We start from the raw sequence: 20636 nt of genomic DNA, 5'->3' as shown, positions 1-20636 counted from the left end.
CTTTTTATTTTCATCCTTCCTTACTCAGAATCGATCTCTTTTAAATCGTCCTGAATATCTTTCGCGTTCGGGTTTTCTTCTGGTTTGAGTTTCCCACCGTTCGCAATAAAGTCATGACGCTGGAAGTAAGCTTCTCGCACCATGATGTAAGGGTCGGAAGATTGACGCAGCAGACCGTCGGAATCAAGCAGTTGCGCGCGGGTTTCAATCCCTTCAACCGTCCATTTACCTATCGACAACGGCCAGGTCAGCCAGGACAGTACCGGATACAGCGTATCCACCATGTCGCCGCCATCATCACGCAACGTGAAGCTGCCGTAGAATGGAAGCTGCATATACGGTCCGTAACCAACGTCATAGTGGCCTAACGTACTACCAAAACGATGTGGTTCAACGCGCTGTAACTTCGGATTAGCCATACCCGCCACGTCGATAAATCCGCCCATACCTAACAGGGTGTTCAGGAAGAAACGGGTGAAGTGCACCATACCCTGATAGGGGTCGCCTTGCAGGAAGTAGTTGACCATAACGGCCGGCTCTTCAAGGTTGCCGGTAAAATTGCTCAAACCGTTACGCGCCGGCTGCGGGACATAATCACGCCAGGCAACTGCCACCGGTCGAACAACGTATGGATCTAAAACATTAAAGTTGAAGTTGTACATGGTGCGGTTGAACCCTTCAAATGGGTCCGAACGCCCCTGCTGTTCAGTACCAGAGCTCGCACACCCCACCAAAAGTGTGGTTCCCAGCGCAAGCGCCGACAGGCGAAGCTTCATAAGTGTCTCCCTGTGTATTATGGCTATCGCTGATTGCCATCCATGACGGAACGATGACGTATCCGCCTGTTTAGATGTGAGCGATTGTAACAGCACGTCAAATGATGTCTATATACCCTGTGTTACTGATTTGATCATAGCCTGGTAATGCGCACTCCGCGGCGGCTCTATTCTAGCTACCCCAATAAAAACAAACGTTACCATTTTTGCTATCTCAGACTTTCTCCCGCTGATTTTCGGGCAAAAGCCGCTACGCTTTAGCAATACGTGCTAATTCAGGATTCGGCTATGAATGACATTGAGAACGAAAAGATTGATCGGCACAGCGACGAACTTCAGGTCGACAGTGACGAAAAGCTAGAGGGTAAAAAGATTGAGGTCGATGAGGACAGACTCCCCTCCCGCGCCATGGCGATCCATGAACATATCCGCCAGGATGGGGAGAAAGAAATGGAGCGCGACGCGATGGCGCTACTGTGGTCAGCCATCGCTGCGGGACTCTCGATGGGCGCCTCGCTACTGGCTAAAGGAATTTTTCATGTGCAACTGGAAGGTGTGCCTGGGGGATTTTTGCTGGAGAACCTCGGTTATACCTTCGGCTTTATAATTGTCATTATGGCCCGCCAGCAACTGTTTACCGAAAATACCGTCACCGCCGTCCTGCCAGTAATGCAAAACCCTACGCTCGGCAATTTTGGCCTGCTGATGCGCCTGTGGAGCGTGGTTCTGCTGGGTAATATTATTGGCACCGGGGTTGCCGCATGGGCGTTTGAGCATATGCCGATTTTTGATGAAGAAACCCGCGATGCTTTTGTCAAAATCGGCATGGATGTGATGAAAAACACGCCAACGGAGATGTTTTCCAACGCCATCATTTCTGGCTGGTTAATTGCCACAATGGTATGGATGTTTCCCGCCGCCGGGGCAGCAAAAATTGTGGTCATTATTCTGATGACCTGGCTGATTGCGCTGGGCGATACCACGCACATCGTCGTCGGCTCGGTGGAAATTCTCTATCTGGTCTTTAATGGCACGCTGCACTGGAGTGATTTCTTCTGGCCCTTTGCGCTACCAACGCTCGCCGGAAATATCTGTGGCGGAACGTTTATCTTCGCGCTGATGAGCCACGCGCAAATCCGCAATGATATGAGCAATAAACGCAAAGAAGAAGCCAGGTTGCAAGCCAGGCGGGATGAGCAAAAGCAGAAAAACCAGAAAAAACAGGCTTGAATGGTGACGGTTTGAGCAGTTGGGCGGCCTGAGGCTTACCGTTGTGAGTAAAAAACGCTATACTCGTGCCGCTTCGTCCCCTTAGTTAAATGGATATAACGAGCCCCTCCTAAGGGCTAGTTGCAGGTTCGATTCCTGCAGGGGACACCATTTCTTCGTTACCAGCCATTTCCTCTCATTACCAAAAACCCTGATATTCCTGCCACACAAACATTTCGACGTTACCGCACATTACTCAACATGAATTGACTGCGCCAAACTTTTGCGGGCATATTGTGGGCATACTGAAAAATGACCATGGATTTATGCCCACATGCTTACGGTAAAGCAAATCGACGCAGCAAAGCCTGCGGAAAAATCATATCGCCTGGCAGATGCAGGAGGACTTTTCCTGTTCGTTCCGCCATCAGGGAAAAAGGTGTGGCGCATGCGGTACCGGTTCGACGGGAAAGAAAAGACGCTGGTTATCGGCCCGTACCCTCAAATATCTCTCACAGAGGCCAGGTCAAAACAGTCAGAAGCAAAAATGAAGTTGCTGGCAGGTGTTGACCCGGCAGGGCAAAAGCAAGCCATTAAGAAGAAGGAGAAAGAAGCTGTAGCTGATTCTTTCGGTGACATTTTCCATGAATGGCACGCTCATAAATCAAAGGTGTGGTCGAAAGGATATGCTGACGAGATGATGAGCATGTTCACGGATGACATACTTCCGATCATCGGCCATTTACGCATGGAAGAAGTAGAGCCAATGACTCTGCTGAAGGTCATCAGGCTATTCGAGGACAGGGGCGCAATGGAACGCGCTGATAAATCGAGACGCAGATGTGGTGAAGTTTTCAGTTATGCGATAGTAACTGGAAGGGCAAAATACAATCCGTCTCCTGACCTTGCTGGGGCCATGAAAGGATATCGCAAGAATAACTACCCTTTCCTTCCCATGCATCGCATACATGAATTTCAGCGCGCATTGAACGCGTACGGTGGCTGGATAGTAATGAAGATTGCAGCGCAGGTATTGCACTATACAGCCATGAGAACCGTCGAGATGAGATCGCTGGTATGGTCAGGAATAGATTATGAGAACAGGATTATCAGCATAGACCCATCTGTAATGAAAGGCAGGAAGCTTCATATCGTCCCTATGTCAGATCAGGTCGTTGAGTTGTTTAAAGTATTGCAGCATATAACCGGTCAGTATTCGCTTTGCTTCCCAGGAAGAAACGACAGGAAGAAGCCAATCAGCGAGAACGCTGTTCTTGGCGTGATTCGTAGCATTGGCTATGAAGGGCAGACAAGCGGCCACGGGTTCAGGCACCAGTTCAGTACCGTACTAAACGAGAAACACTGGAACAGTGACGCGATAGAGATGCAACTGGCACACGTAAGCGGAGGAACCCGCTCAGTATACAACCACGCAGCTTATCTTGATACGCGCCGGGAAATGATGCAGTGGTGGGCAGACTGGCTTGATGAGAAAGTATCATAGGAAAGCAGCACAAAGCCTTGCAAACTGATGCAAAGCTTTGTGTGCCTCACTTTTGTCTCACCAACCAACATCACTAGTCGATCGATGCACTTTCAAATGCTAAACTTTCGACCTCTAAGAATTCACTGATTTTTATAATGTTAAAGCTATTCGCCAGGTACACAACAATAGGTGTTATCAACACACTCATTCACTGGGAGTGTTCGCCATTTGCATATACGCACTTCATACTGGACAGGCTCTCGGTAACTTTGCAGGATTCGTTGTTGCTGTGTCGTTCAGTTTCTTTGCTAATGCAAAATTCACCTTCAAGGCATCAACATCAACTATGCGCTACATGCTCTACGTCGGATTCATGGGGACGCTGAGCGCAATTGTGGGCTGGGCTGCCGATAAATCAGGAATGGCACCCATCGTCACGCTAATCGTATTCTCTGCCATCAGCCTGATATGCGGATTTATCTATTCAAAATTCATTGTCTTTAGGGATGCGAAATGAAAATTTCTTTAGTCGTTCCGGTCTTTAATGAAGAGGCCACGATATCTATATTTTATAAAACGGTTCGGGAATATGAAGGTCTTCAGCAGCATGAAGTTGAGATAGTATTTATCAATGACGGCAGCAAAGACGCGACAGAATCAATTATTAACTCTCTGGCTGTATCCGATCCGCTTGTGGTTCCGCTGTCATTCACCCGTAATTTCGGCAAAGAGCCAGCACTTTTTGCCGGGCTGGACCATGCAACTGGTGACGCAGTAATTCCAATTGACGTCGACTTGCAGGATCCTATTGAGGTCATCCCCCATTTGATCGAAAAATGGCAGGCTGGTGCTGATATGGTACTTGCAAAGCGCTCTGACCGTTCTACTGATAGCCGACTGAAGAGAAAATCTGCTGAATGGTTCTATAAACTTCACAACAAGATTAGCTCACCTAAAATTGAAGAGAATGTTGGTGACTTTCGCATTATGTCCCGCGATGTCGTTGAGAGCATAAAGCAACTCCCAGAAAGGAACCTATTCATGAAAGGTATCCTTAGTTGGGTTGGCGGAAGAACAGAAGTAGTAGAATATGTTCGAGCTGAGCGTGTCGCAGGTGATTCAAAATTTAATGGCTGGAAGTTATGGAATCTTGCTCTTGAGGGCATTACCAGCTTCTCAACATTTCCTCTTCGCATTTGGACATACATTGGGTTGGGCGTTTCATTATTCGCATTCCTATACGCCGCATGGATGGTTATCGACAAGCTAATCTGGGGTAATCCAGTACCCGGATATCCATCATTGATGGCTGCAATCCTCTTCCTTGGAGGTGTGCAACTTATTGGGATTGGCGTTCTTGGTGAGTACATGGGCCGCATTTACATTGAAACTAAAAATCGCCCTAAGTATATAATAAAATCTGTTAATAAATAGACAAAGCTAGCAGGGACACAAAATGAATTTTCAGTTAAAAAAGAAAGATACAAGATACATAACTTGGTATTGTATATTGTCTTTATTGTTTATATCTCCTTTTATCATCAATGGAGTATATTTTAGGGATGATCTGGATAGGTCCGTCACTGGATTCTATGGCTGGAGCGGACTTGCCAGGCCTTTATCAGATTTAGTCATGTCTTTTTTTTCAGTAAGCGGAGATAAACTCCTAGATTATTACCCGTTCACATTAATATTATCAACCGTATTTATTGGATTATCAGCATATTTGGTGAAGAGATTAATGGATTCTTATAGATGTCAAGGTGCGTTTTTATGCGCATCGTTGATAATGTTTAATCCATTTATGCTCCAAAATATTGCATACAGGTTTGACTCTCTCCCAATGTCACTTGCAGTGTTACTCACTTCTTTGTCATATACATATGATAACAAATTAGAAATTAAATCATTAGCAATAAAAGTTGTTGCTGGAGTAGCTGCTCTTTCCCTTTACCAATCTTCTACAAACCTATTTTTGGGATTGCTTTCAATTGAGTTGATAGCAATTTTCTCAATCAAAAACATTTCTTTAAAAGATACAATATCCATAATATTTAAAAGAATGGTCGTGTACATTCTTAGCTATTCATTATATATGCTAACGATTGTTAAAATTTGGGGTGGCAGTAACAAAAGATCTGAGCTGATAGATTTTAATATTGAAGGCATTGAAAGAATAAAAACATCTTTAAGAATTCTAAATGAAATAATTGGAACATATATTAGAGGAAGTTCTGAGTGGTACTTTATTGCAACTCTCTCTGTTTTTTTAATCTGTGTAATTGTTATCACGTATAAAAACAATAAAGATATCGCAATTAGACTTTCAATTTTGATTCTATCTATTTTTGTATTTTACATGTCTTTATTAGGCCCAACGATTCTACTTAAGCAAACCCCAGTTTATGCAAGGACACTGGTTAGCTTCTCTTGCATATTTGTTATTTTATCGTTAGTTATTTTGCAAGTTAGCAAAAAAATGGCAGTGATAGCTATTCTTCCTGCCGTTGTTGCATTTTCATTCAGCGCGCAATCATCAATCGCCATGAAAGAACAAGCAAAATTCGAAGATAGTATTTTAAACATGGTATCTTATGATCTTTTACATAAAGATGGCATCAATAAAATATTAACAGTTGGTACAATGAAGGTAAGTGAAAGAACTAAATTAATTTTAGAAAATAAACCATCCGTCAAATACCTGGTTATGGGTTCAACTGAATTCCTAATAACATTCCAACTAAAAAACAAGGGGCTGGATGGAGTTGAAAACGGCTATGGAATAGAACGCAGCAATAAAGAACTGCTATCAACTTTCATTAGTGAAGGAATAAGTCCTTTTATTTCAAATGAAATGTATTCTATTTATCTTAAAGATGGAGTAGCGATTATTGCATTTAACGAAGGCCGCTAAGCGGCCTTTTATTCAGCTAACCACATTTATTGCTCCGTATACCCCTCCACCCCTATGCACCCATGCATATGTTGGATCGGATGGGTATGCCGTGGCAGTATTTCTATAAAATATAAACCCTATCGGTGCTCCATTATAATTTGGCATCACATTATGCCTTCCTGATGATTTGCTCCATCCGCAAAATGTTGGTAGTACAGTGGCATTGTATGAACTAAAGTAACTCCCTCCTATCAATCCTGATTTTCCAGCATCGACTGTAATTCGTAAGCGATATGCCTTTGAAATATCAAGTGTTGGAGCTGCTATTTTATAAAGCTTCCAGTTATTTTGCATTGAATAATACTTGGAAGGATCTTGATAGAAAGTGTTGGATTCAAGTCCATCCGTACTTTCTATTGTTATTTCAACAGGAATATCACCTCTAAAAAAAAATGCTCCCCTAATATATCCTGTTAAGGTCCTGGTAAGGTTCACATAAATCCTTGCTCTTGCACTTGCATTAGATACTCCATAGCATCTACCAGAACCAGACGGTTCATTTACATCATTAAACAAAACGAATTCAGAAGGAATTACATTGTTATTACCATAATCAATTGGGAAGCCAGAGTTATTTATAATGCTCCAATCACCGCTAGGGCAAAGATTAACACCTGACATTGATATAAAATCACCGCCCTGCTGATTAGATTTATGTTCTGATCCAACAACTGAGTTCATATGGCTTAAAGTAGATGCCATATTTCCATATTGAACCCTATATGATGATATGTTCCAATTTCCTCTAACCTGTCCATTACCAGTAACTTCACAATGCAAACCAATTACGTTATTCTTCTGATTTAACGTTGTTTGATTATCAAGAATATAATCTGATGTTCCTGCTGTATCTATGTTAATAAATGTATTTTCGTAACATTCAGCACCATCTCTTGACCCAAGAATTTTAACTCCAGCACAACTAGTCTGTATAAAGGTGTTGTGATTAACAGATCCTTCATATATATTTAGCGATACAGAGCCGCCACCTGATGTATTCCCTGATTTAATATTTGAAAATTCATTCCAATATGAACCACCACCCCATGTTGCCAATCCAGGAATGTTCATCGGCGTGGTAGAACCTTTTAGAGTAATATCTCCGGTTGTATCAAGCCTAACAACTATACAATGTTGTATGCCTTGCGCTATAAAGTTTTTGCACGATACCCCACTTACTGTTACCCCTTTAACGTGCAGAAGTGAAAACTCTCCATTTGGTACTCTTCCATCCAATACCATGTCGCATCGAATGATCATCCTTCCAAGCAATGCATGGTTACCTGTAAGATTTGTTGATGAAACAACGTAATCACCTGGTGGTAAATAACCTCGATTACGATATCGACCGTATTGAACTAACTTAGAGTAATCACCATTAACAGCATCAAGCCATGCACACATCTTGGCTGTTACGTCCGTTCCGTCAGGAAACACCCCCCAACCTCGTGCATCTCCATCATCACGCCATCTGGCAACTTGTAATTCTGGATAGTAAACGGAACCGTTTGGGTCAGTAATTTGTGACCTTAATGTCGCATCGCCAACACTTAACCATTTCCTTTGACCTACACCTCCAGATGTTTCTGGCGTTGATCCAGCAGGCACTGTCTTTGGAAAATCACCATCCCAGCGGTAATACTCTCCTGTTGCTTCGTAACGAAGAACCTGATTTGGCAATGTCAACGTATTACCGTCTTCGAAACTATCCATGGTGATATAGCCAAACGCGGCAATGGCCTGTTGAGCCACCCAGCTAATTCCCTCAATTGTATAATGTTCATGACCAAAACGGTCAATATATTGTCGAGCCATGGAGGTTACAAACTCGTCAATTTTTCCAGCGTTAAATTTCAGGTCTTGCGGCTTTTCACTTGGTACTGGCTGATTGGTTGGTGTAGTGCTCATAATTTTTCCATTAAAAAACCCGGCGCGGTGGCCGGGTTGTGGTATTTGGATAAGGTATTATTCGTAGACTGAGTCGCTATACTCTGAGACGGTCAGAGATACCGTGTTATCTGTGTTGGGTTTGATGCTGTTGACTGTCCATAGCTGACTGTCCAGTTCCTCCACAGTGGCTATTAGATATCGCGATGGGAGCTGTACGGTGTCTCCGTTCCATATATTGAGCTGAATGGATGGTATTGTTGCAGTGAAGCCGTATTTCGTGTCGCTGCGTGCCGTTGCTGGGTAGCGTAGGGTCGGGTTACCCAAGCTGTCAGTAACCAGAACATACATAGAACCGGTAAACATGATCGGCTCACTGGTGTCGAAGTCATTACCAGTTCGCCCGGTGATGTAACCCTGCTGTTGGTTACTGTCGTAGATATCCGGCATCTGAATAACACTGCCAACCTGTATGATGCCGTCCTCAAATACTTTGGCATTCATCTTAACCCGCGAGTAAATAAGACGCTTTGTTTCGCGCAGCGCTCTCTCCCGAGCCTGGTACTCGTTACGGAATCCAACTATCTCAAGCTTGCTCGGGTTCTCCGCTTCCTGCTCGACAATAGTTCCGTTCAGCACGCGGTAGTTGATGTACGTCTTGTTATTCGTTGTCGGGTGAACGTAGGAGACCTGAACGCCGTCGTAACCGCCAGGCAGCGTGGCCTCATACGTCATTTTGTACTCATCAGTCTTCATGTTCGCCCGGTTGAACACTGCCGCCGGGTAATCGACTTTCTGATCGCGGGTGAACGTCAGTACACCGTCATCCCAGTACGCCATGACAGACGCCGCATTGCAGATCGCCTGCACTCGGTCACCAAGAGAGTCGTTTTCATCATCGAAGGTGTAATCGAAGTATCCGAGTCGCTCATCAGTCAGGCTCTCAGCGATGGAGTACAGCCCGTACAGGTCAATGCTGTTTTCCGGTTGTTTCCCCATTACAAGCCACGTATGAGCCACAGCATCAGCAAACGACCGCGACGGACGCAATGTGTAATCGACGGTCTGTGTCATCAGGTCGTAACTGATAGTCTGGCGAGTCACCAGAGCATTGTATTTGCGGTCACGGCTTCCTAATGCGTTCTCTGTTGCCCTTACCTTTACGCGAACCAGCGTATCAGTCGGATGAACAACATTGCTTCGGATGTTGACGGCGTGAATTTCCTCTAATTTAAGAATGGACGCATCATTAGAGTTGTTCGTCCGCTGGAAGTTGATGGCGTATTTACCAAACCCTCCTGCTGGAGTTATTTTATCTGTGCGATAAAACACTTCGCTGGTCGATTTATGAGGCGTTCCCTGATGATAGGTGAAGGTCTGTTGTGTGCCTGGGATCTGATTGTAATCGTCATCGATTTTCCAGATTGTCACCGTCCAGTCAGTCAAGTTTCCCCCACCAAGTGATGACTGTGTATGCAGCCACAGCTCAGTTGACTCAACCGGCGAGAAGAAGGGCCCAACAACAAGAGCCTCATTATCATTGAGAATAAATTTCGTCGTGTTAATGGTGGCTGTAGATGGAACGGTGGGCGGCCCCTGTAAATCTGTCATGGTGAACGTGTACCACTGAACAGGGTCTATCAAGGAGCCATCATCACTCTCCACAGCAGAAATCAGTGTGCCTGAAAAAAGCACATCTTCAGTAACGCTGCCTGATGTCGTGTTGTAGGTGACGTTAATAGTGAATGTGACGGAGTGTGGTAACACCAGCCCCATGAAGTAGTCGAATTCAGCCTGCTTGACGATTTTCATCGCTATCTGGCCGCCTGCATAATCCCCGCTGACTACGGTATTGGCCGTCGCAGATTCTACCGGGAAATTGTCGCTTTCGTTGGGACCTGGCATCTCCTGCCCATCGACATCGTCGAACGAATATCCCTCGTTAATAGTCAGTATTACTTCACCCGGCTGATAAAACTGGTACTCAGCACCGGCCATCGATCCAAGACTCGACTCTGAATAACGAAAAGACTCATAGTTATACTTACCGATACCAATACACATCCACTCAGTGACATATTTCAGTCCACCATCGTTCTCACTCTGGCGCACATATTCAAACATCGATTCCTGAATCAAATCAGGAAACGATCTGACCTGACCATAAATGTCAGGCTTCGCTTTGTATACTCTGGCGGTATTTGTCTGACCGGTCAGGCTGTTATTCGGTGAGTCGACGGTGTTGCCACCGTTGTTAGCAATTGCAGGCTTCGGAGCCAGGAAGGAAAACACAGCTCCAACAACTTTGAAGATCGGGCTGAGAATATCGCTGATAATGCCTTTTGGCTGGTCGAAAATCTGGATGTTGTCCAGTTCGCTTAATTCAAACGCCAGCTCATCATCATCACTTAACCTCACGCCGTTGCGGACGATCAGTAGGTCACGATGAAAGGTGGCATCATTTGCCGCAAGCCAGTCATAAAAAAGGGTGCCGTTTGGCACCCTGCAACGCAGCTTAGGCGTTCCTGGAAAATTCGATATCTCAACCAGCGCCATAAGAAAAATACTCCACTTTAGTGAAAGCCCGCTGAATAACCAGTAACGAGTCCATGCGCACGCTGCCGTTCTCGCCTCGCGAGTGCAGCGCCTGCCGATTAAGCACCAGGCCCACGTGCGCCGGTTGAGCGCCGCGGTATCCGACAAATATCCCGCCTTCGACAGGTTTATCGGTCTGGAACCAGAAAACGACGTCACCCTGATAACAGGTGAAGAAGTCCTCACCGGCTTCGTAGTCCGGAGTCTGGTGCAGCTCAATGCCGAGAACGTGACGGTAATACAGCACTACCAAACCCCAGCAATCCACCTTATCGAACGAGCAGGCACGATTAGCCCACTGCACGCCGATCGCCTTGCTGATGAAATCAGAGGTACTGCAGACCGGTGTATTCCTGCGGATCATAAAGTCGACCTATGTTGTTGTTCAGCGGGTTGGTGACAGACAAAGTGACCGACGCGGCGTCGGCATCAATATCGACCGTCTTGACGTATAACTGCCACGACTTAATCGGCACTGACACGTCTCCGCTGTCAAAGATTTGCCGGGTGGCCGTGATGGCCGTCAGCCGGGTCGCGCCCTTCCACTGCTTCATCAGCGTTTTGATATCCGACGACAGGCGCCCTAACTTAACCGTAGCGTCGATCACCGGCGTACCGCTCTGCTGACTCTCTTCAATTTCAAAGCGCGCTGGCGTGTACACCTGGCCGCCGAGCGTCTTCGGGAAGAACTGTTTGTCGACCAGGCGAACATAGCCAAATGATGGATGGTAGAACGTAATGGTGTCGTACAGTCCGCGCGTCGGGCGTTGCTGCTTGTAAGCTCTGAAAGTAGGCATTACGGCACTCTCGGTAATGACTCTGGGTCTCTGTTGTCTGGGTAACCCGTCACCACAATATCCAGCCACGAATCCCACGGCGGCGGCAGTTCAACAATGATGTCGTCGAACTCGTCGTCGGCGTTGTAGAGGTGGTTTGCAATCACGGTTCCAGTCCATGTAACAACGCCATTTGTGATGTTTGTCTGAACAGGCATCTGCGTGAAGTGGAGTTCCTGCAACTGCACCCCACTGCCGCCGAGATTCACCTTCATACGGAACCAATTTAGCCCACGGTTTAGGTAGTTTGGGCTGCGCAGCCACTGCTGGAATGCGCGCTCCTCTGCAGACGTAAAGATCCACGTCAGTGACCAGGTCACTTTCAGGTCGTCGGTTTGATTCTGAAAGATAGCCGGACCGACCGCTGGCTGATCGGTCTGAAACCCGGTATCGAGCGTCATATTTTTGCTGGCCTTCTGCGCCAGCGGCAGCCAGTCGGGATAGTCGATAATTGGCATCTAAACTCCAGGCATTAAAAAACCCGCCGAAGCGGGTTTAATCTATGGCAGTTGGTCGTCTCGGAGCTTCAAAAATTTTAATGTTAAATTCTTGAATAGAGCCGTTACTCTTAAACTCAAGTGTCTCACCAGCAGGAATAACACCGGTAATATAAGTGCCATCTGTCAGCAAAAACTCAAAATTGACAGCCCGGTTAGCTGAGTATTTGACAACCTTCCCGCTTTCAAGTGGCATGCTTTTTGATTCGCCCGGCAAAATACTATCCATGTTCCCTCTCAATTTTGACCACGTGGTGTTCTTTTGGCATTGAAATTACTTGTTATGCCCTGAGAAATTGGACCACCATTATTTAGATCAGCAATGATGGCATCCACGGTTATTGTACCATCTCCACTACTCGTAGCCTGAGCATCAAATGTGGCTCCCGTCATATTCTGAACGTTGATTATGACGTTCACACCGCCCCCTGAGGTCATATCCTTGTTGCTGATCACCTTGCCGTTATCGCCCGGTATCATGTATTGCTTACCGGTACTAGCCTGGTAAATCTCAGGCATACCGCCTTCGCCGACCTGATACATCCCGCCAGCCGATACTGGACCTCCGTTCTTGCGCTTACCAGACAGCGCCAAGATGCCAGCCATAGCGCCGATACCGATCGCCACCGCACCACCGAACGAGGCAATGGAGGACATGATGGCCGCAGGAGTCCATGCCGCCGTGGTAGCTGCTGCCGCTGCCGTAGACGTCGCCGTCGTGGTGGCAATACCAGCAGCCTGCGCCGTGGTGGATGCCGCAACCGCTGCAGTGGTGGCTGTCTGTCCCATGATTGCCGACTTCACCCACTCAACGCCCATCTGGACGAAAGTATTGATGAGGCTGTTCAGGACGGTATTGCCGATCGATCGCAAAGCGTCAGATGCTGACATGCTCCCGGTGATGATACCGGTTAAAGCATTGGACGCATTACCAGCCAGCGCATCAAAAGATGCTGCCAGCGCAGCGTTGCCTGCGCTCTGGTTACGGAAAATCTCCCATTGCGCTGCTATACGTGCCTGCTCATACTCCTTGTCAGCTGTAGCACGCAGCATAAGTGCGTTCTGATGAGTGATAAGCCCCTGCTGTTCGAATGCCTGAATGAGCGCTAACTTGCGGGCATTCTCGTTCGCCAGTTGCTGAACAGGGTCAACGCCACCGACCGCATCCTGCTGTGGTGTTACCGCCTGCTGAGACTGGATTTTTGCGAGGTTAGCCTGATGAGTAGCTGCCAGCCGCTCAGAGGTCTGGTTAAACTGTTCCTGGCTGATCTTCTTCGCAGCCAGAGCAGTATTCAGATCCTCGACATCTTGCTTGTAACTGGCGTTTTCGCGCGCCTCGGGTAGAAGTTTCTCAGCTGCCGCTTGCGCCTTTATGGCGTTGGCTGTATCCCATTTCGCAGCGGCATACTGTCGAGCCTCTGCGATCTGAGACTGAGTGGCTCCCTTTCCAAGAGACTGCTCAGCATTGAGCATCGCTTGTTCACGACTGAGCTTATTCGTTGATTCAGCGGCAAGCTCTGATTGCTGCTTTAGATTAGCCAGTTTCTGAGCGATAGAATCAGCCTGTGATGCGCCTTTCTTATGCTCTGACTGGAGCGTCTTCTGCGCCTGCGTATTTTTGTACGTAGCTGCAGCATCATCTTCCATCTGCTTGGCATGCGGATCATCCTTCGCAAACCCGGCATCTTCGGCAGCGTATTGCGCCTGCAACCGCGCTCGGGCCTCACCCTGTAATTTGGATAAAGCGAGAGTTCGCTCGGACTGTTTGATGAGGTTTTGCTGCCCTGAAGTGAGGTTGTCGGTTGCCTTGGCGAGGCTGTCGACACCTTGTTTTGCATTAAGAGCCTCCACCCATAAATCTTTTAATGACCCGGTCAGTCCTGCAATTGCCCCTTGACCATCTTTTGACGAAGATGTCATGCCTTGCAGGCTTTTGATTACTTCCTCTAGTGCTTCAGGAGAAGGATTGTTACTTAGGTCAGATAATTGCTTGGCCAGTTCAAATGCAGCTTGCTTGCTTATCCCCATACGAGAGGAAAGCGTACTGACCGTCGTGGATAAGGAGCTGACAACACCGGTTGCATACTGCCCTTGGGCGTTTGCCTGCTGAATAGCCTGGTACCAATCAGCAGACGTAGCGCCAAGCCTGGTAAGTTCTTCGTTGAATTTTTTTATGCTTGGCGAAGATCCACCGAAAGCTGCGATGGCCCGATCGCCCAAGGTAATAAAAGAGTCAGAGGCGTCACTAATCGCTTTCGGTATCTTAGCAATGGCCTGGTTGTATTCCAGCAAAGCCTGGTTGCGGAGGATTGTCGCTACGTTCGCGTTTGTACGCGCCAATGCAGCGTATTTATCTGAAAGAGCTGCAACACCCTGGTTGGATATCGTTATTACCTTATCCATCGACTCAGCGGCATCTTTCAACGCATCCATGGCATTCTTTCCGCCGTTTAGCGAGGTTATTAAGGTGCCAGCGATAACTGAACCCAGAGCGATGACGGCACCAATTACAGCGCCGCTGGGTCCAAATGCGCCAGCAAGCTGTGAACCCTGCTGAGCAAACGCCACAAGAGCAGACTGTCCGCCCTGAACCTGAATAATGAAATCCTGAACCTGGTAGCCAGCCTGTTGCATGCTGTTTTTCCAGGATCCTGTTCCTTTTGCTCCGGTCTCCACACCCGTCTTCATGTCATACAGGCGACCAGTCAGATCGCCGATCTTCTGCTTTTCCTCATCGCTCGCTTTTGACCCGGCCCGAAGCTGTGCCGCCAGAACAGCGGCGCTGCGTGCGCCATTCTCCTGCGCTTCGTCCAGCACAGCCAACTGGTTACCCAGCGCCTCGATGATGGATTCTGCACGGCTGAATTCACTGCTAGCGCCCCCGGTACCACTGCGGGCCTCTTCCATAGCGCGGGCAATGCCGCTGACGTTGGTATTCAGCTTACGCAGCTGGTTATCCATAGAGTTGGCATAACCTGCCAGTTCAGTAAACGCGGATCCGGTTTGTGAGGTACTCTGGTCGAGGATATCCATTCCCTTACCGGATTGCTGGGCTGCAGCATCCAGTTTATCCAGAGCATCAATGGCCTGTTTCCCGCCCTGCAGCAGCGGCTCAACGTCGGCGCTGATTTCATAAACGATGCTACCGGCGTTCTTCTCACCTGCCATGTCATTCTCCGGTTATTGCTTTTCTTTTGCCCTGCGTGCGGCCTGTTTAGCCAGGTATTTGTCGGCGATGCTCTCGTACTCATCGCGTGTGAAGCCTTTCTGGTCCTGGTATTTCGCCGCCAGCAGCATCTGAAATTCAGTCATAGTTAACTGGGCGGATTCGGCGCGGTTCATGCCGAAGTGGCTACGTGCAGCGCTGATGTAATCGAAGGCTTTAAACTCTGTTGTGCGCTCGCCAGTCTCATGGCGCTGCAACTGGCGAACCTTTGCCTTTCCGACGACACCGTGCTGCATGAGATGCTGAGCCAGTACGATGATGTCGTTCTTCGGCATCTGGCCCGGGCGGTAGACGACGCAGTGCCGCCACCCTTTCCACTCGCCGATCATTGGTGTCATGTCGTCATCGCAGCACGCCTGAAGTACCAGCATGCACGTTGATAAAAGCTTCTCCGCAGCGCGATTGAATGATGGAGATAGCCATTCAGGAAAACGTCCCAGCGTGCCAGCGCAAACCTCAATCAACTGAGCGACATCATTGCCGTGGATGGTGGCGTAGGCCTTCACAATCTCTTCCGGAGTGCCGATCCTGGCCATGGCCTCGAATGAAGGTCGCAGCAGGTAATCTTTCCCGCCTTCGCGGCTGTCGCTGATAGAGAGTTCGCCAATATCGGTTAAAGCGGTCATAGGCCTTCCAGTAAACGGTCATTATCAAGGGCGGCACGCCGCCCTTTGGAATGTCCGTTATGTAACGGTAACCGTATGCGCGGCCACAAAGTTTCCGTCATCGGTGTTGATGATGATCTGCGCGCTGCCGGTGGCGACGCGGTTCACCGTGACAGTGGTACCGGATGCTGTGGCAGTGGCTTTGGTTGGATCGGTTGATGCGACGGTGAAGTCTTTGTTGGTTGCTCCGGTTGGTGCGATATTCACCGTGAATGTGCTGGTACCTCCCGCCGCGCCAGTACTGGTTGCCGGAGTTACCGTCACGCCAGTCACCGCTACCGCAGTGATTTCGTTCACCTCGATAGTGCTTGCATCGCCGACTTTGAACTCGGTAGAGAACGTGACGATGTCGTTGGTTCCGCCGTCAGAGCTCAGAGCCGTGATGTTCATGTAACCGATGAATTCGACCGGGCCGTAGTCCATACGTACCCAGATACCGGGCTGGCGCTTGGCCTTAAGTTCGTCAGCGAAATACTTGATGAACTTGCCAACACCGTACTGATCCAGTTTGTCCTTCTTGCGCACTTCACCTTCAAAGCTCAGGGTAAAGTCACTGTTAGTGATGATGGTCTCGACATAGCCGCCGCCGTCATCCGCATCAGAGGTAACCGAGTTAGGGTTGAAGTCGAAGCCCTTCGACGTACCAGCGGCCAGCGCCATCCACTCAGACTCAAGTGGCTTGACGTCCGGGCAGCCATCGGCGACTTCCAGCACGACCGCACCGCCGAACAGGCGCTCGTTCGAGTTCTGGCAATTAGCCATGTGAAACTCCTCTTTGACGTATAAAAGAAAACCCGCCGGAGCGGGTTATTTGGTTGAGATGGCTATTCGCCGTAAGTGCAGGCGAACTGGAGTCGGAAGACTATTCGCCCTTCTTCTGTGAGCACAGGCGCGGGGATTGCGCCCATGTTCTGGATGTAACCTACGCACTCGTTAACCATGGGGTTGGCCTGGACATAATCGACAATACGCTGCACGGCGTTGAGTGCGTCTTTGCGCTTATCTTTCGCGCCGACGACGTCGACAAGGACGTGATACTCCGATCCGAGATCGTTTCGGATATTCGAGCCGCCGTTTGGCCTGAACACCATGATCGCCTTCGACTGGTCACCCGGGTCGTCGTACATCAGCTGCTGCACCGTAAATCCGGTCGTTAGCCCGGCGTCACCGAACATGTTGCGCACCCGCTCGTGCATCATGGGTGTCATAGCGAAAGCTCCTTGCGCATCACTGCGGCAACGTTATCACGCTCATCATTCGCGCCTTTGGTCAGGAATTGCGGTTCACCATGCGGATCCCAGTAGTTCCCCGTCCCGCTACCGCCGCCAAATTCTTTCGGTTTCTGCGGGCCGAACTCAGACCGGTTACTGGTCACGCCGAAGTGCGCGCGCGGCTGGCCTTTCAGCTTGCCTGAGGCTTCGTGCACGTATGCGGCATAGTTGGCTGAGTAACCGATGCGCCCGGTGATGAGAACCCCGCCAGTGTCGATTTCTCGGAACTGGCTGTTAATCAGCGTAGAGGTGTCGATCGGGGTGTAATAAGCTGCCCGGGCACCGATAAGAATCATCGCCGACTGCAACGCGCGAATTACCTTGCGGCCCTTAACGTCGTTGATGACATCGTTCAGGTGCTTCTTCGCCTGGCTGATGCCCTTCACTTTGATGCCCATGGCTACACCCCCGTCAGGATGGCGTAATCATCCGCCAGGCGCTCGAACGTGTCGGCGTAGCGGATAACCTGCCGCACCTCGTCGGCACCGGCCACAACAGGGTCCGCTTCGGTCGATACGCCAATCAGCAGATAATCACCAGCGGCCGCGAGAGCGAACTCCGTCCAGACGGTATTCTTCACGACGATTTCGGCGCCCAGGCTGGCTAACTTCTTGCTGAGCCCGCCCTCGTAATCACAGAGGATTTGCTCGGGTTCGGCATAGCCCATCGAGTCGCCGTATTCGTCATTGCCTTCCAGCTTTCGCCAGATGGTCGCCGTCGCGGTATAGCTCCAGTTCGCTACCGATGACATCAGCCCTCCTTCCAGCGCAGCACCTTCGCGCCAGTCGCCCGGATGCGCGGGCAGTTGATGAACCACTCGCCGTCCGATTTAACGTAGCCGGTAGTCTCCCGCCCGGTATCGGTCATCACCCAGACGCGGACGAATGAACGAGGCAGACCGTGCTTTACTGATTTGTAAGTCATCACTTATCCACGCACATGCAGCCGCCCTTCCCGATCCAGATGCCAGCAAAAGCCGGTGTTGCTGTCGGGTCGGCAGGGATCAGGGAGTTAGCACAGCCATACTTATCCAGCCCGCGGAGCAGGTTTAGCGAACCCTTCCAACGATCTGAGAACGACTGAAAGCGGAATGATTCTGACGCCCCGCTCGGCGCGGTGTGACTGGATACGTACTTGTCGCCCTGCCCCAGAGCCATCATGCCCAACAGGTAGGACTGAATCAGTAGCGCTGTAGCTGGTGAGTAGTGCGCATCGAGGCATTCCTGAATGCTGTTGGCCTGCTCTACGAGCGCCTCTAAGATAAAATCAGGCAGAGTGATACCGACTGACTTCAGATATTCTTTGGCCTGGTCTGTGGTAATCATGCGGGCCTCTGATAAGCCCTCCGAAGAGGGCATAAAAAAACCGCCTTAGCGGCGGCTGTTATTCAGCAGGGAAAAGCTTTTCGAGTTCGCCATCTGGCAACAGCTCACTGAGCTTTTCCGCGCCCAGGGTGCCCTTGAACTCAATGCCCAGTTCAGTAAGGCGGTCCTGAATAATCTCTTTGCGAGATTTCTCACCAGTACCGGCATCAGGTGTTGCTGGTTTCAGCTCGCCACCAGCTTCGCCTTTCATCAGCCGAACGTTAGACTTCAACGCCGGATGAAGCTCTTTCAACTCCACCACGTCGCCAACCTTCACGCCGAACCATGGGCGCACAACTTCGTATTTAGCCATGCTGTTTCCTTACGCCAGGTTAGCGCCGTAGACAACGCCAGACAGGCCCTGATCGTCTGCGGTGATTTGCAGACCTTCAGCAGACATGATCTGGAAGTTGTAGTTAACGTTAGGCAGTGGGCGCGGCAGCGGAACAACACCTACGGCCATGCCCACCAGTGGAGAGATCACGTCACGGCGACGAACGTACGCGATAAACTCGTTACCGGTCAGCGCGAAGCTCATGCGGATTTCCTTCACCGGCGCGAACGGCAGAACCGCCTGCAATACAGTGCCGCTTACAACGCCATTCACCACGTACGGCTGCGCCAGGTTTGCCCAGATTTCCGGGGAAACCCACATTACATCGTATGCGGCGACTTTGTTCGTGCGGGCGGTAGTACCGAATGCGCCTTTACCGAAGAACGCAAAGATCGCAGTCATGTCAGCGGTGGTCAGGTCGATGTTCGCGCCACCAGCACCAGATCCGAGGTTAATCTTCTTGGTGTTGCGGTGGTTCTTGATGCCCTGCGCAGGATAGGACTGAACCTGAATTTTTGAATTGCCGTTCAGGTAGTAGTTGACGCGCTTCTGGTTGAACTTGCGCATCTTCGCCATCTGCGAGTCCAGCACCAGGTCGATGCCCACAGAGTTCAGGCCAGCAGCATGACGCCAGTTAACACCGTAACCAGCAGTGAACACCGGAATCGGGTCGCCGTCGCTCGCGTAGTCAGTGTGGTCGAAGGAGAACGGCGCCTGGCCATCGATGCTTACTGACACGTCATCAGCGATATCGCCTACCACGTTATACAGCTTGGCGGTTTTACCTACCGGCAGCACCGTCTGAACTCCGATCAGGTCGTTCACGATTTCCATGCCAACTTCCTGATCCCGAAGTTGCAGCACCTGGTTGTCAATCTCAGCCCAGAAGTCACGGGAGAAACCGCCAACGGCGTTACAGGCCAGCATGTCAGGCGTCATGATTGCGCGGTTAGCTGCAATGATGGAATCGTTCTGTAGGTTCCACATGTTGCGGTTTGCCCACAGCTCACTCCAGTGCCCGCCAAGGCGGGAGTTAGTCGCCAGCGTCTCTTTTGAGAAGTACATATGTTTTTGTCCTTTTGTTACGCGCCAGCAGCGGCGGCAGTGCCAACGCGCATGCGCACGCGGATGAAGTCGGTGGTGCTGGCCGCGATGGTGTATTCATCCTGGCTGTATCCGATCACTGAATCAGTGTCATCGGTTGCCAGGGTAAACTGACCGGCAGTGCCCAGCTTGATCGGGCTGTCTTTTTTATACGCACCAGGCAGGCAACGCAGCGCCAGCTCACGACCTTCTTCGACGTAGTTACCTACTGCCGAATCCCCGGCAGGGATTTCTTCGGTGATTGTCAGGCCCTGGTGGTAACCAACATCGATGATGTACAGGCGGCCGGTTAGCGCAGTAGCCTGAGCGAATTCATCGGATGAGTTGATGGTTGCGGCGGTGCCCGGTAGCAGCGCAGCGGCCGTAGTGCGGGTTTCGGTCTTGTACAGAGACTGACCGTCGATATTAACGCGACGATAACGTGGCATTA

22 protein-coding genes, 1 tRNA gene and 1 pseudogene are annotated in these 20636 nt (G+C 49.5%); 6 read left to right on the top strand and 18 right to left on the bottom strand.

The genetic code is table 11. The features are described from left to right. Nucleotides 1-20 precede the first annotated feature (20 nt). The gene (gene mlaA / locus HV243_RS07685) at nt 21-776 is read right to left on the bottom strand and encodes a phospholipid-binding lipoprotein MlaA (protein WP_003028190.1); all 756 of its coding nucleotides are present in this window, start codon (nt 774-776) and stop codon (nt 21-23) included. A 288-nt stretch (nt 777-1064) separates the two neighbouring features. Here mlaA and HV243_RS07680 point away from each other — a divergent pair, with 288 nt between their 5' ends. The 6 genes and pseudogenes from HV243_RS07680 (at nt 1065) to HV243_RS07655 (ending at nt 6385) form a co-directional block, all read left to right on the top strand. Next, nucleotides 1065-2006, top strand: coding sequence for a formate/nitrite transporter family protein (locus HV243_RS07680; RefSeq protein ID WP_047416338.1), 942 nt, complete (start codon nt 1065-1067; stop codon nt 2004-2006). Between the two features lie 75 nt (nt 2007-2081). After that, nucleotides 2082-2156 (top strand) — tRNA-Arg (locus tag HV243_RS07675). A gap of 163 nt (nt 2157-2319) precedes the next feature. After that, entirely contained in the window at nt 2320-3489 is a 1170-nt protein-coding gene (locus tag HV243_RS07670) for a tyrosine-type recombinase/integrase (protein WP_181603980.1), read from the top strand. 137 nt (nt 3490-3626) lie between these two features. Beyond that, a pseudogene (locus HV243_RS07665) lies at nt 3627-3988 on the top strand (GtrA family protein). Beyond that, nucleotides 3985-4905, top strand: coding sequence for a glycosyltransferase family 2 protein (locus HV243_RS07660; protein ID WP_181603979.1), 921 nt, complete (start codon nt 3985-3987; stop codon nt 4903-4905). The pseudogene HV243_RS07665 and the gene HV243_RS07660 overlap by 4 nt, the downstream one beginning before the upstream one ends. 22 nt (nt 4906-4927) lie before the next feature. Next, a complete protein-coding gene (locus HV243_RS07655; protein ID WP_137397952.1) occupies nt 4928-6385 on the top strand; it encodes a glucosyltransferase domain-containing protein in 1458 nt (485 codons plus the stop codon). 12 nt (nt 6386-6397) lie between these two features. Here the strand turns inward: HV243_RS07655 and HV243_RS25510 are convergent, their stop codons facing one another. The 17 genes from HV243_RS25510 to HV243_RS07570 form a co-directional block, all read right to left on the bottom strand. Further along, the gene (locus tag HV243_RS25510; protein WP_249415227.1) at nt 6398-8335 is read right to left on the bottom strand and encodes a hypothetical protein; all 1938 of its coding nucleotides are present in this window, start codon (nt 8333-8335) and stop codon (nt 6398-6400) included. A gap of 57 nt (nt 8336-8392) precedes the next feature. After that, entirely contained in the window at nt 8393-10870 is a 2478-nt protein-coding gene (locus tag HV243_RS07645; RefSeq protein WP_181603978.1) for a host specificity factor TipJ family phage tail protein, read from the bottom strand. Then, complete coding sequence (locus HV243_RS07640) at nt 10857-11273, bottom strand: NlpC/P60 family protein (RefSeq protein ID WP_142417426.1); 417 nt, start codon at nt 11271-11273, stop codon at nt 10857-10859. Before HV243_RS07640 ends, HV243_RS07645 begins: the two co-directional genes overlap by 14 nt. Further along, the gene (locus HV243_RS07635) at nt 11236-11706 is read right to left on the bottom strand and encodes a hypothetical protein (protein ID WP_181603977.1); all 471 of its coding nucleotides are present in this window, start codon (nt 11704-11706) and stop codon (nt 11236-11238) included. The genes HV243_RS07640 and HV243_RS07635 overlap by 38 nt, the downstream gene beginning before the upstream one ends. Next, nucleotides 11706-12203: a hypothetical protein gene (locus HV243_RS07630; RefSeq protein WP_181603976.1), complete on the bottom strand. Its 498-nt coding sequence runs from the start codon at nt 12201-12203 to the stop codon at nt 11706-11708. The genes HV243_RS07635 and HV243_RS07630 overlap by 1 nt, the downstream gene beginning before the upstream one ends. A gap of 37 nt (nt 12204-12240) precedes the next feature. Continuing rightward, entirely contained in the window at nt 12241-12471 is a 231-nt protein-coding gene (locus HV243_RS07625; protein WP_097759335.1) for a hypothetical protein, read from the bottom strand. 8 nt (nt 12472-12479) lie between these two features. Beyond that, nucleotides 12480-15410, bottom strand: a complete 2931-nt coding sequence (locus HV243_RS07620) for a tail protein (tape measure) (RefSeq protein ID WP_181603975.1) — start codon at nt 15408-15410, stop codon at nt 12480-12482. Nucleotides 15411-15422: 12 nt separating this feature from the next. Then, nucleotides 15423-16094: a DUF6246 family protein gene (locus HV243_RS07615; RefSeq protein ID WP_181603974.1), complete on the bottom strand. Its 672-nt coding sequence runs from the start codon at nt 16092-16094 to the stop codon at nt 15423-15425. A gap of 57 nt (nt 16095-16151) precedes the next feature. Next, the gene (locus HV243_RS07610) at nt 16152-16895 is read right to left on the bottom strand and encodes an Ig-like domain-containing protein (protein ID WP_181603973.1); all 744 of its coding nucleotides are present in this window, start codon (nt 16893-16895) and stop codon (nt 16152-16154) included. A gap of 62 nt (nt 16896-16957) precedes the next feature. Next, nucleotides 16958-17341: a hypothetical protein gene (locus HV243_RS07605; protein WP_181603972.1), complete on the bottom strand. Its 384-nt coding sequence runs from the start codon at nt 17339-17341 to the stop codon at nt 16958-16960. After that, nucleotides 17338-17802 carry an HK97 gp10 family phage protein gene (locus tag HV243_RS07600; protein ID WP_181603971.1) on the bottom strand — a complete coding sequence of 155 codons (465 nt, stop codon included), beginning with the start codon at nt 17800-17802 and terminating at the stop codon, nt 17338-17340. The genes HV243_RS07605 and HV243_RS07600 overlap by 4 nt, the downstream gene beginning before the upstream one ends. A gap of 2 nt (nt 17803-17804) precedes the next feature. Beyond that, nucleotides 17805-18155, bottom strand: a complete 351-nt coding sequence (locus HV243_RS07595; RefSeq protein ID WP_181603970.1) for a hypothetical protein — start codon at nt 18153-18155, stop codon at nt 17805-17807. Then, entirely contained in the window at nt 18155-18328 is a 174-nt protein-coding gene (locus HV243_RS07590) for a hypothetical protein (protein WP_057060243.1), read from the bottom strand. The genes HV243_RS07595 and HV243_RS07590 overlap by 1 nt, the downstream gene beginning before the upstream one ends. Beyond that, the gene (locus HV243_RS07585) at nt 18328-18729 is read right to left on the bottom strand and encodes a hypothetical protein (protein ID WP_181603969.1); all 402 of its coding nucleotides are present in this window, start codon (nt 18727-18729) and stop codon (nt 18328-18330) included. The genes HV243_RS07590 and HV243_RS07585 overlap by 1 nt, the downstream gene beginning before the upstream one ends. Before the next feature lie 58 nt (nt 18730-18787). Further along, entirely contained in the window at nt 18788-19081 is a 294-nt protein-coding gene (locus HV243_RS07580; RefSeq protein WP_023296439.1) for a hypothetical protein, read from the bottom strand. A gap of 9 nt (nt 19082-19090) precedes the next feature. Next, nucleotides 19091-20167 carry a major capsid protein gene (locus HV243_RS07575; RefSeq protein ID WP_181603968.1) on the bottom strand — a complete coding sequence of 359 codons (1077 nt, stop codon included), beginning with the start codon at nt 20165-20167 and terminating at the stop codon, nt 19091-19093. Nucleotides 20168-20184: 17 nt separating this feature from the next. After that, nucleotides 20185-20634 carry a hypothetical protein gene (locus tag HV243_RS07570; protein ID WP_032669780.1) on the bottom strand — a complete coding sequence of 150 codons (450 nt, stop codon included), beginning with the start codon at nt 20632-20634 and terminating at the stop codon, nt 20185-20187. Nucleotides 20635-20636 lie beyond the last annotated feature (2 nt).

The organism is Citrobacter sp. RHBSTW-00599, assembly GCF_013784065.1.
GTDB lineage: Bacteria > Pseudomonadota > Gammaproteobacteria > Enterobacterales > Enterobacteriaceae > Citrobacter > Citrobacter braakii.
Note: the sequence above shows the minus strand (reverse complement) of the source record. Positions and strands in the feature narration are given on the sequence as shown.

What these genes read in the sequence shown, in the direction of transcription:
- HV243_RS07570 (WP_032669780.1), bottom strand. Translation starts at nt 20,634, where the DNA reads ATGCCACGTTATCGTCGCGTTAATATCGACGGTCAGTCTCTGTACAAG.
- HV243_RS25510 (WP_249415227.1), bottom strand. Translation starts at nt 8,335, where the DNA reads ATGAGCACTACACCAACCAATCAGCCAGTACCAAGTGAAAAGCCGCAA.
- HV243_RS07590 (WP_057060243.1), bottom strand. Translation starts at nt 18,328, where the DNA reads ATGACTTACAAATCAGTAAAGCACGGTCTGCCTCGTTCATTCGTCCGC.
- HV243_RS07680 (WP_047416338.1), top strand. Translation starts at nt 1,065, where the DNA reads ATGAATGACATTGAGAACGAAAAGATTGATCGGCACAGCGACGAACTT.
- HV243_RS07670 (WP_181603980.1), top strand. Translation starts at nt 2,320, where the DNA reads ATGCTTACGGTAAAGCAAATCGACGCAGCAAAGCCTGCGGAAAAATCA.
- HV243_RS07630 (WP_181603976.1), bottom strand. Translation starts at nt 12,203, where the DNA reads ATGCCAATTATCGACTATCCCGACTGGCTGCCGCTGGCGCAGAAGGCC.
- HV243_RS07595 (WP_181603970.1), bottom strand. Translation starts at nt 18,155, where the DNA reads ATGTCATCGGTAGCGAACTGGAGCTATACCGCGACGGCGACCATCTGG.
- HV243_RS07625 (WP_097759335.1), bottom strand. Translation starts at nt 12,471, where the DNA reads ATGGATAGTATTTTGCCGGGCGAATCAAAAAGCATGCCACTTGAAAGC.
- HV243_RS07610 (WP_181603973.1), bottom strand. Translation starts at nt 16,895, where the DNA reads ATGGCTAATTGCCAGAACTCGAACGAGCGCCTGTTCGGCGGTGCGGTC.
- HV243_RS07600 (WP_181603971.1), bottom strand. Translation starts at nt 17,802, where the DNA reads ATGGGCATCAAAGTGAAGGGCATCAGCCAGGCGAAGAAGCACCTGAAC.
- HV243_RS07640 (WP_142417426.1), bottom strand. Translation starts at nt 11,273, where the DNA reads ATGATCCGCAGGAATACACCGGTCTGCAGTACCTCTGATTTCATCAGC.
- HV243_RS07605 (WP_181603972.1), bottom strand. Translation starts at nt 17,341, where the DNA reads ATGACACCCATGATGCACGAGCGGGTGCGCAACATGTTCGGTGACGCC.
- HV243_RS07660 (WP_181603979.1), top strand. Translation starts at nt 3,985, where the DNA reads ATGAAAATTTCTTTAGTCGTTCCGGTCTTTAATGAAGAGGCCACGATA.
- HV243_RS07580 (WP_023296439.1), bottom strand. Translation starts at nt 19,081, where the DNA reads ATGGCTAAATACGAAGTTGTGCGCCCATGGTTCGGCGTGAAGGTTGGC.
- HV243_RS07620 (WP_181603975.1), bottom strand. Translation starts at nt 15,410, where the DNA reads ATGGCAGGTGAGAAGAACGCCGGTAGCATCGTTTATGAAATCAGCGCC.
- mlaA (WP_003028190.1), bottom strand. Translation starts at nt 776, where the DNA reads ATGAAGCTTCGCCTGTCGGCGCTTGCGCTGGGAACCACACTTTTGGTG.
- HV243_RS07585 (WP_181603969.1), bottom strand. Translation starts at nt 18,729, where the DNA reads ATGATTACCACAGACCAGGCCAAAGAATATCTGAAGTCAGTCGGTATC.
- HV243_RS07635 (WP_181603977.1), bottom strand. Translation starts at nt 11,706, where the DNA reads ATGCCTACTTTCAGAGCTTACAAGCAGCAACGCCCGACGCGCGGACTG.
- HV243_RS07655 (WP_137397952.1), top strand. Translation starts at nt 4,928, where the DNA reads ATGAATTTTCAGTTAAAAAAGAAAGATACAAGATACATAACTTGGTAT.
- HV243_RS07615 (WP_181603974.1), bottom strand. Translation starts at nt 16,094, where the DNA reads ATGACCGCTTTAACCGATATTGGCGAACTCTCTATCAGCGACAGCCGC.
- HV243_RS07645 (WP_181603978.1), bottom strand. Translation starts at nt 10,870, where the DNA reads ATGGCGCTGGTTGAGATATCGAATTTTCCAGGAACGCCTAAGCTGCGT.
- HV243_RS07575 (WP_181603968.1), bottom strand. Translation starts at nt 20,167, where the DNA reads ATGTACTTCTCAAAAGAGACGCTGGCGACTAACTCCCGCCTTGGCGGG.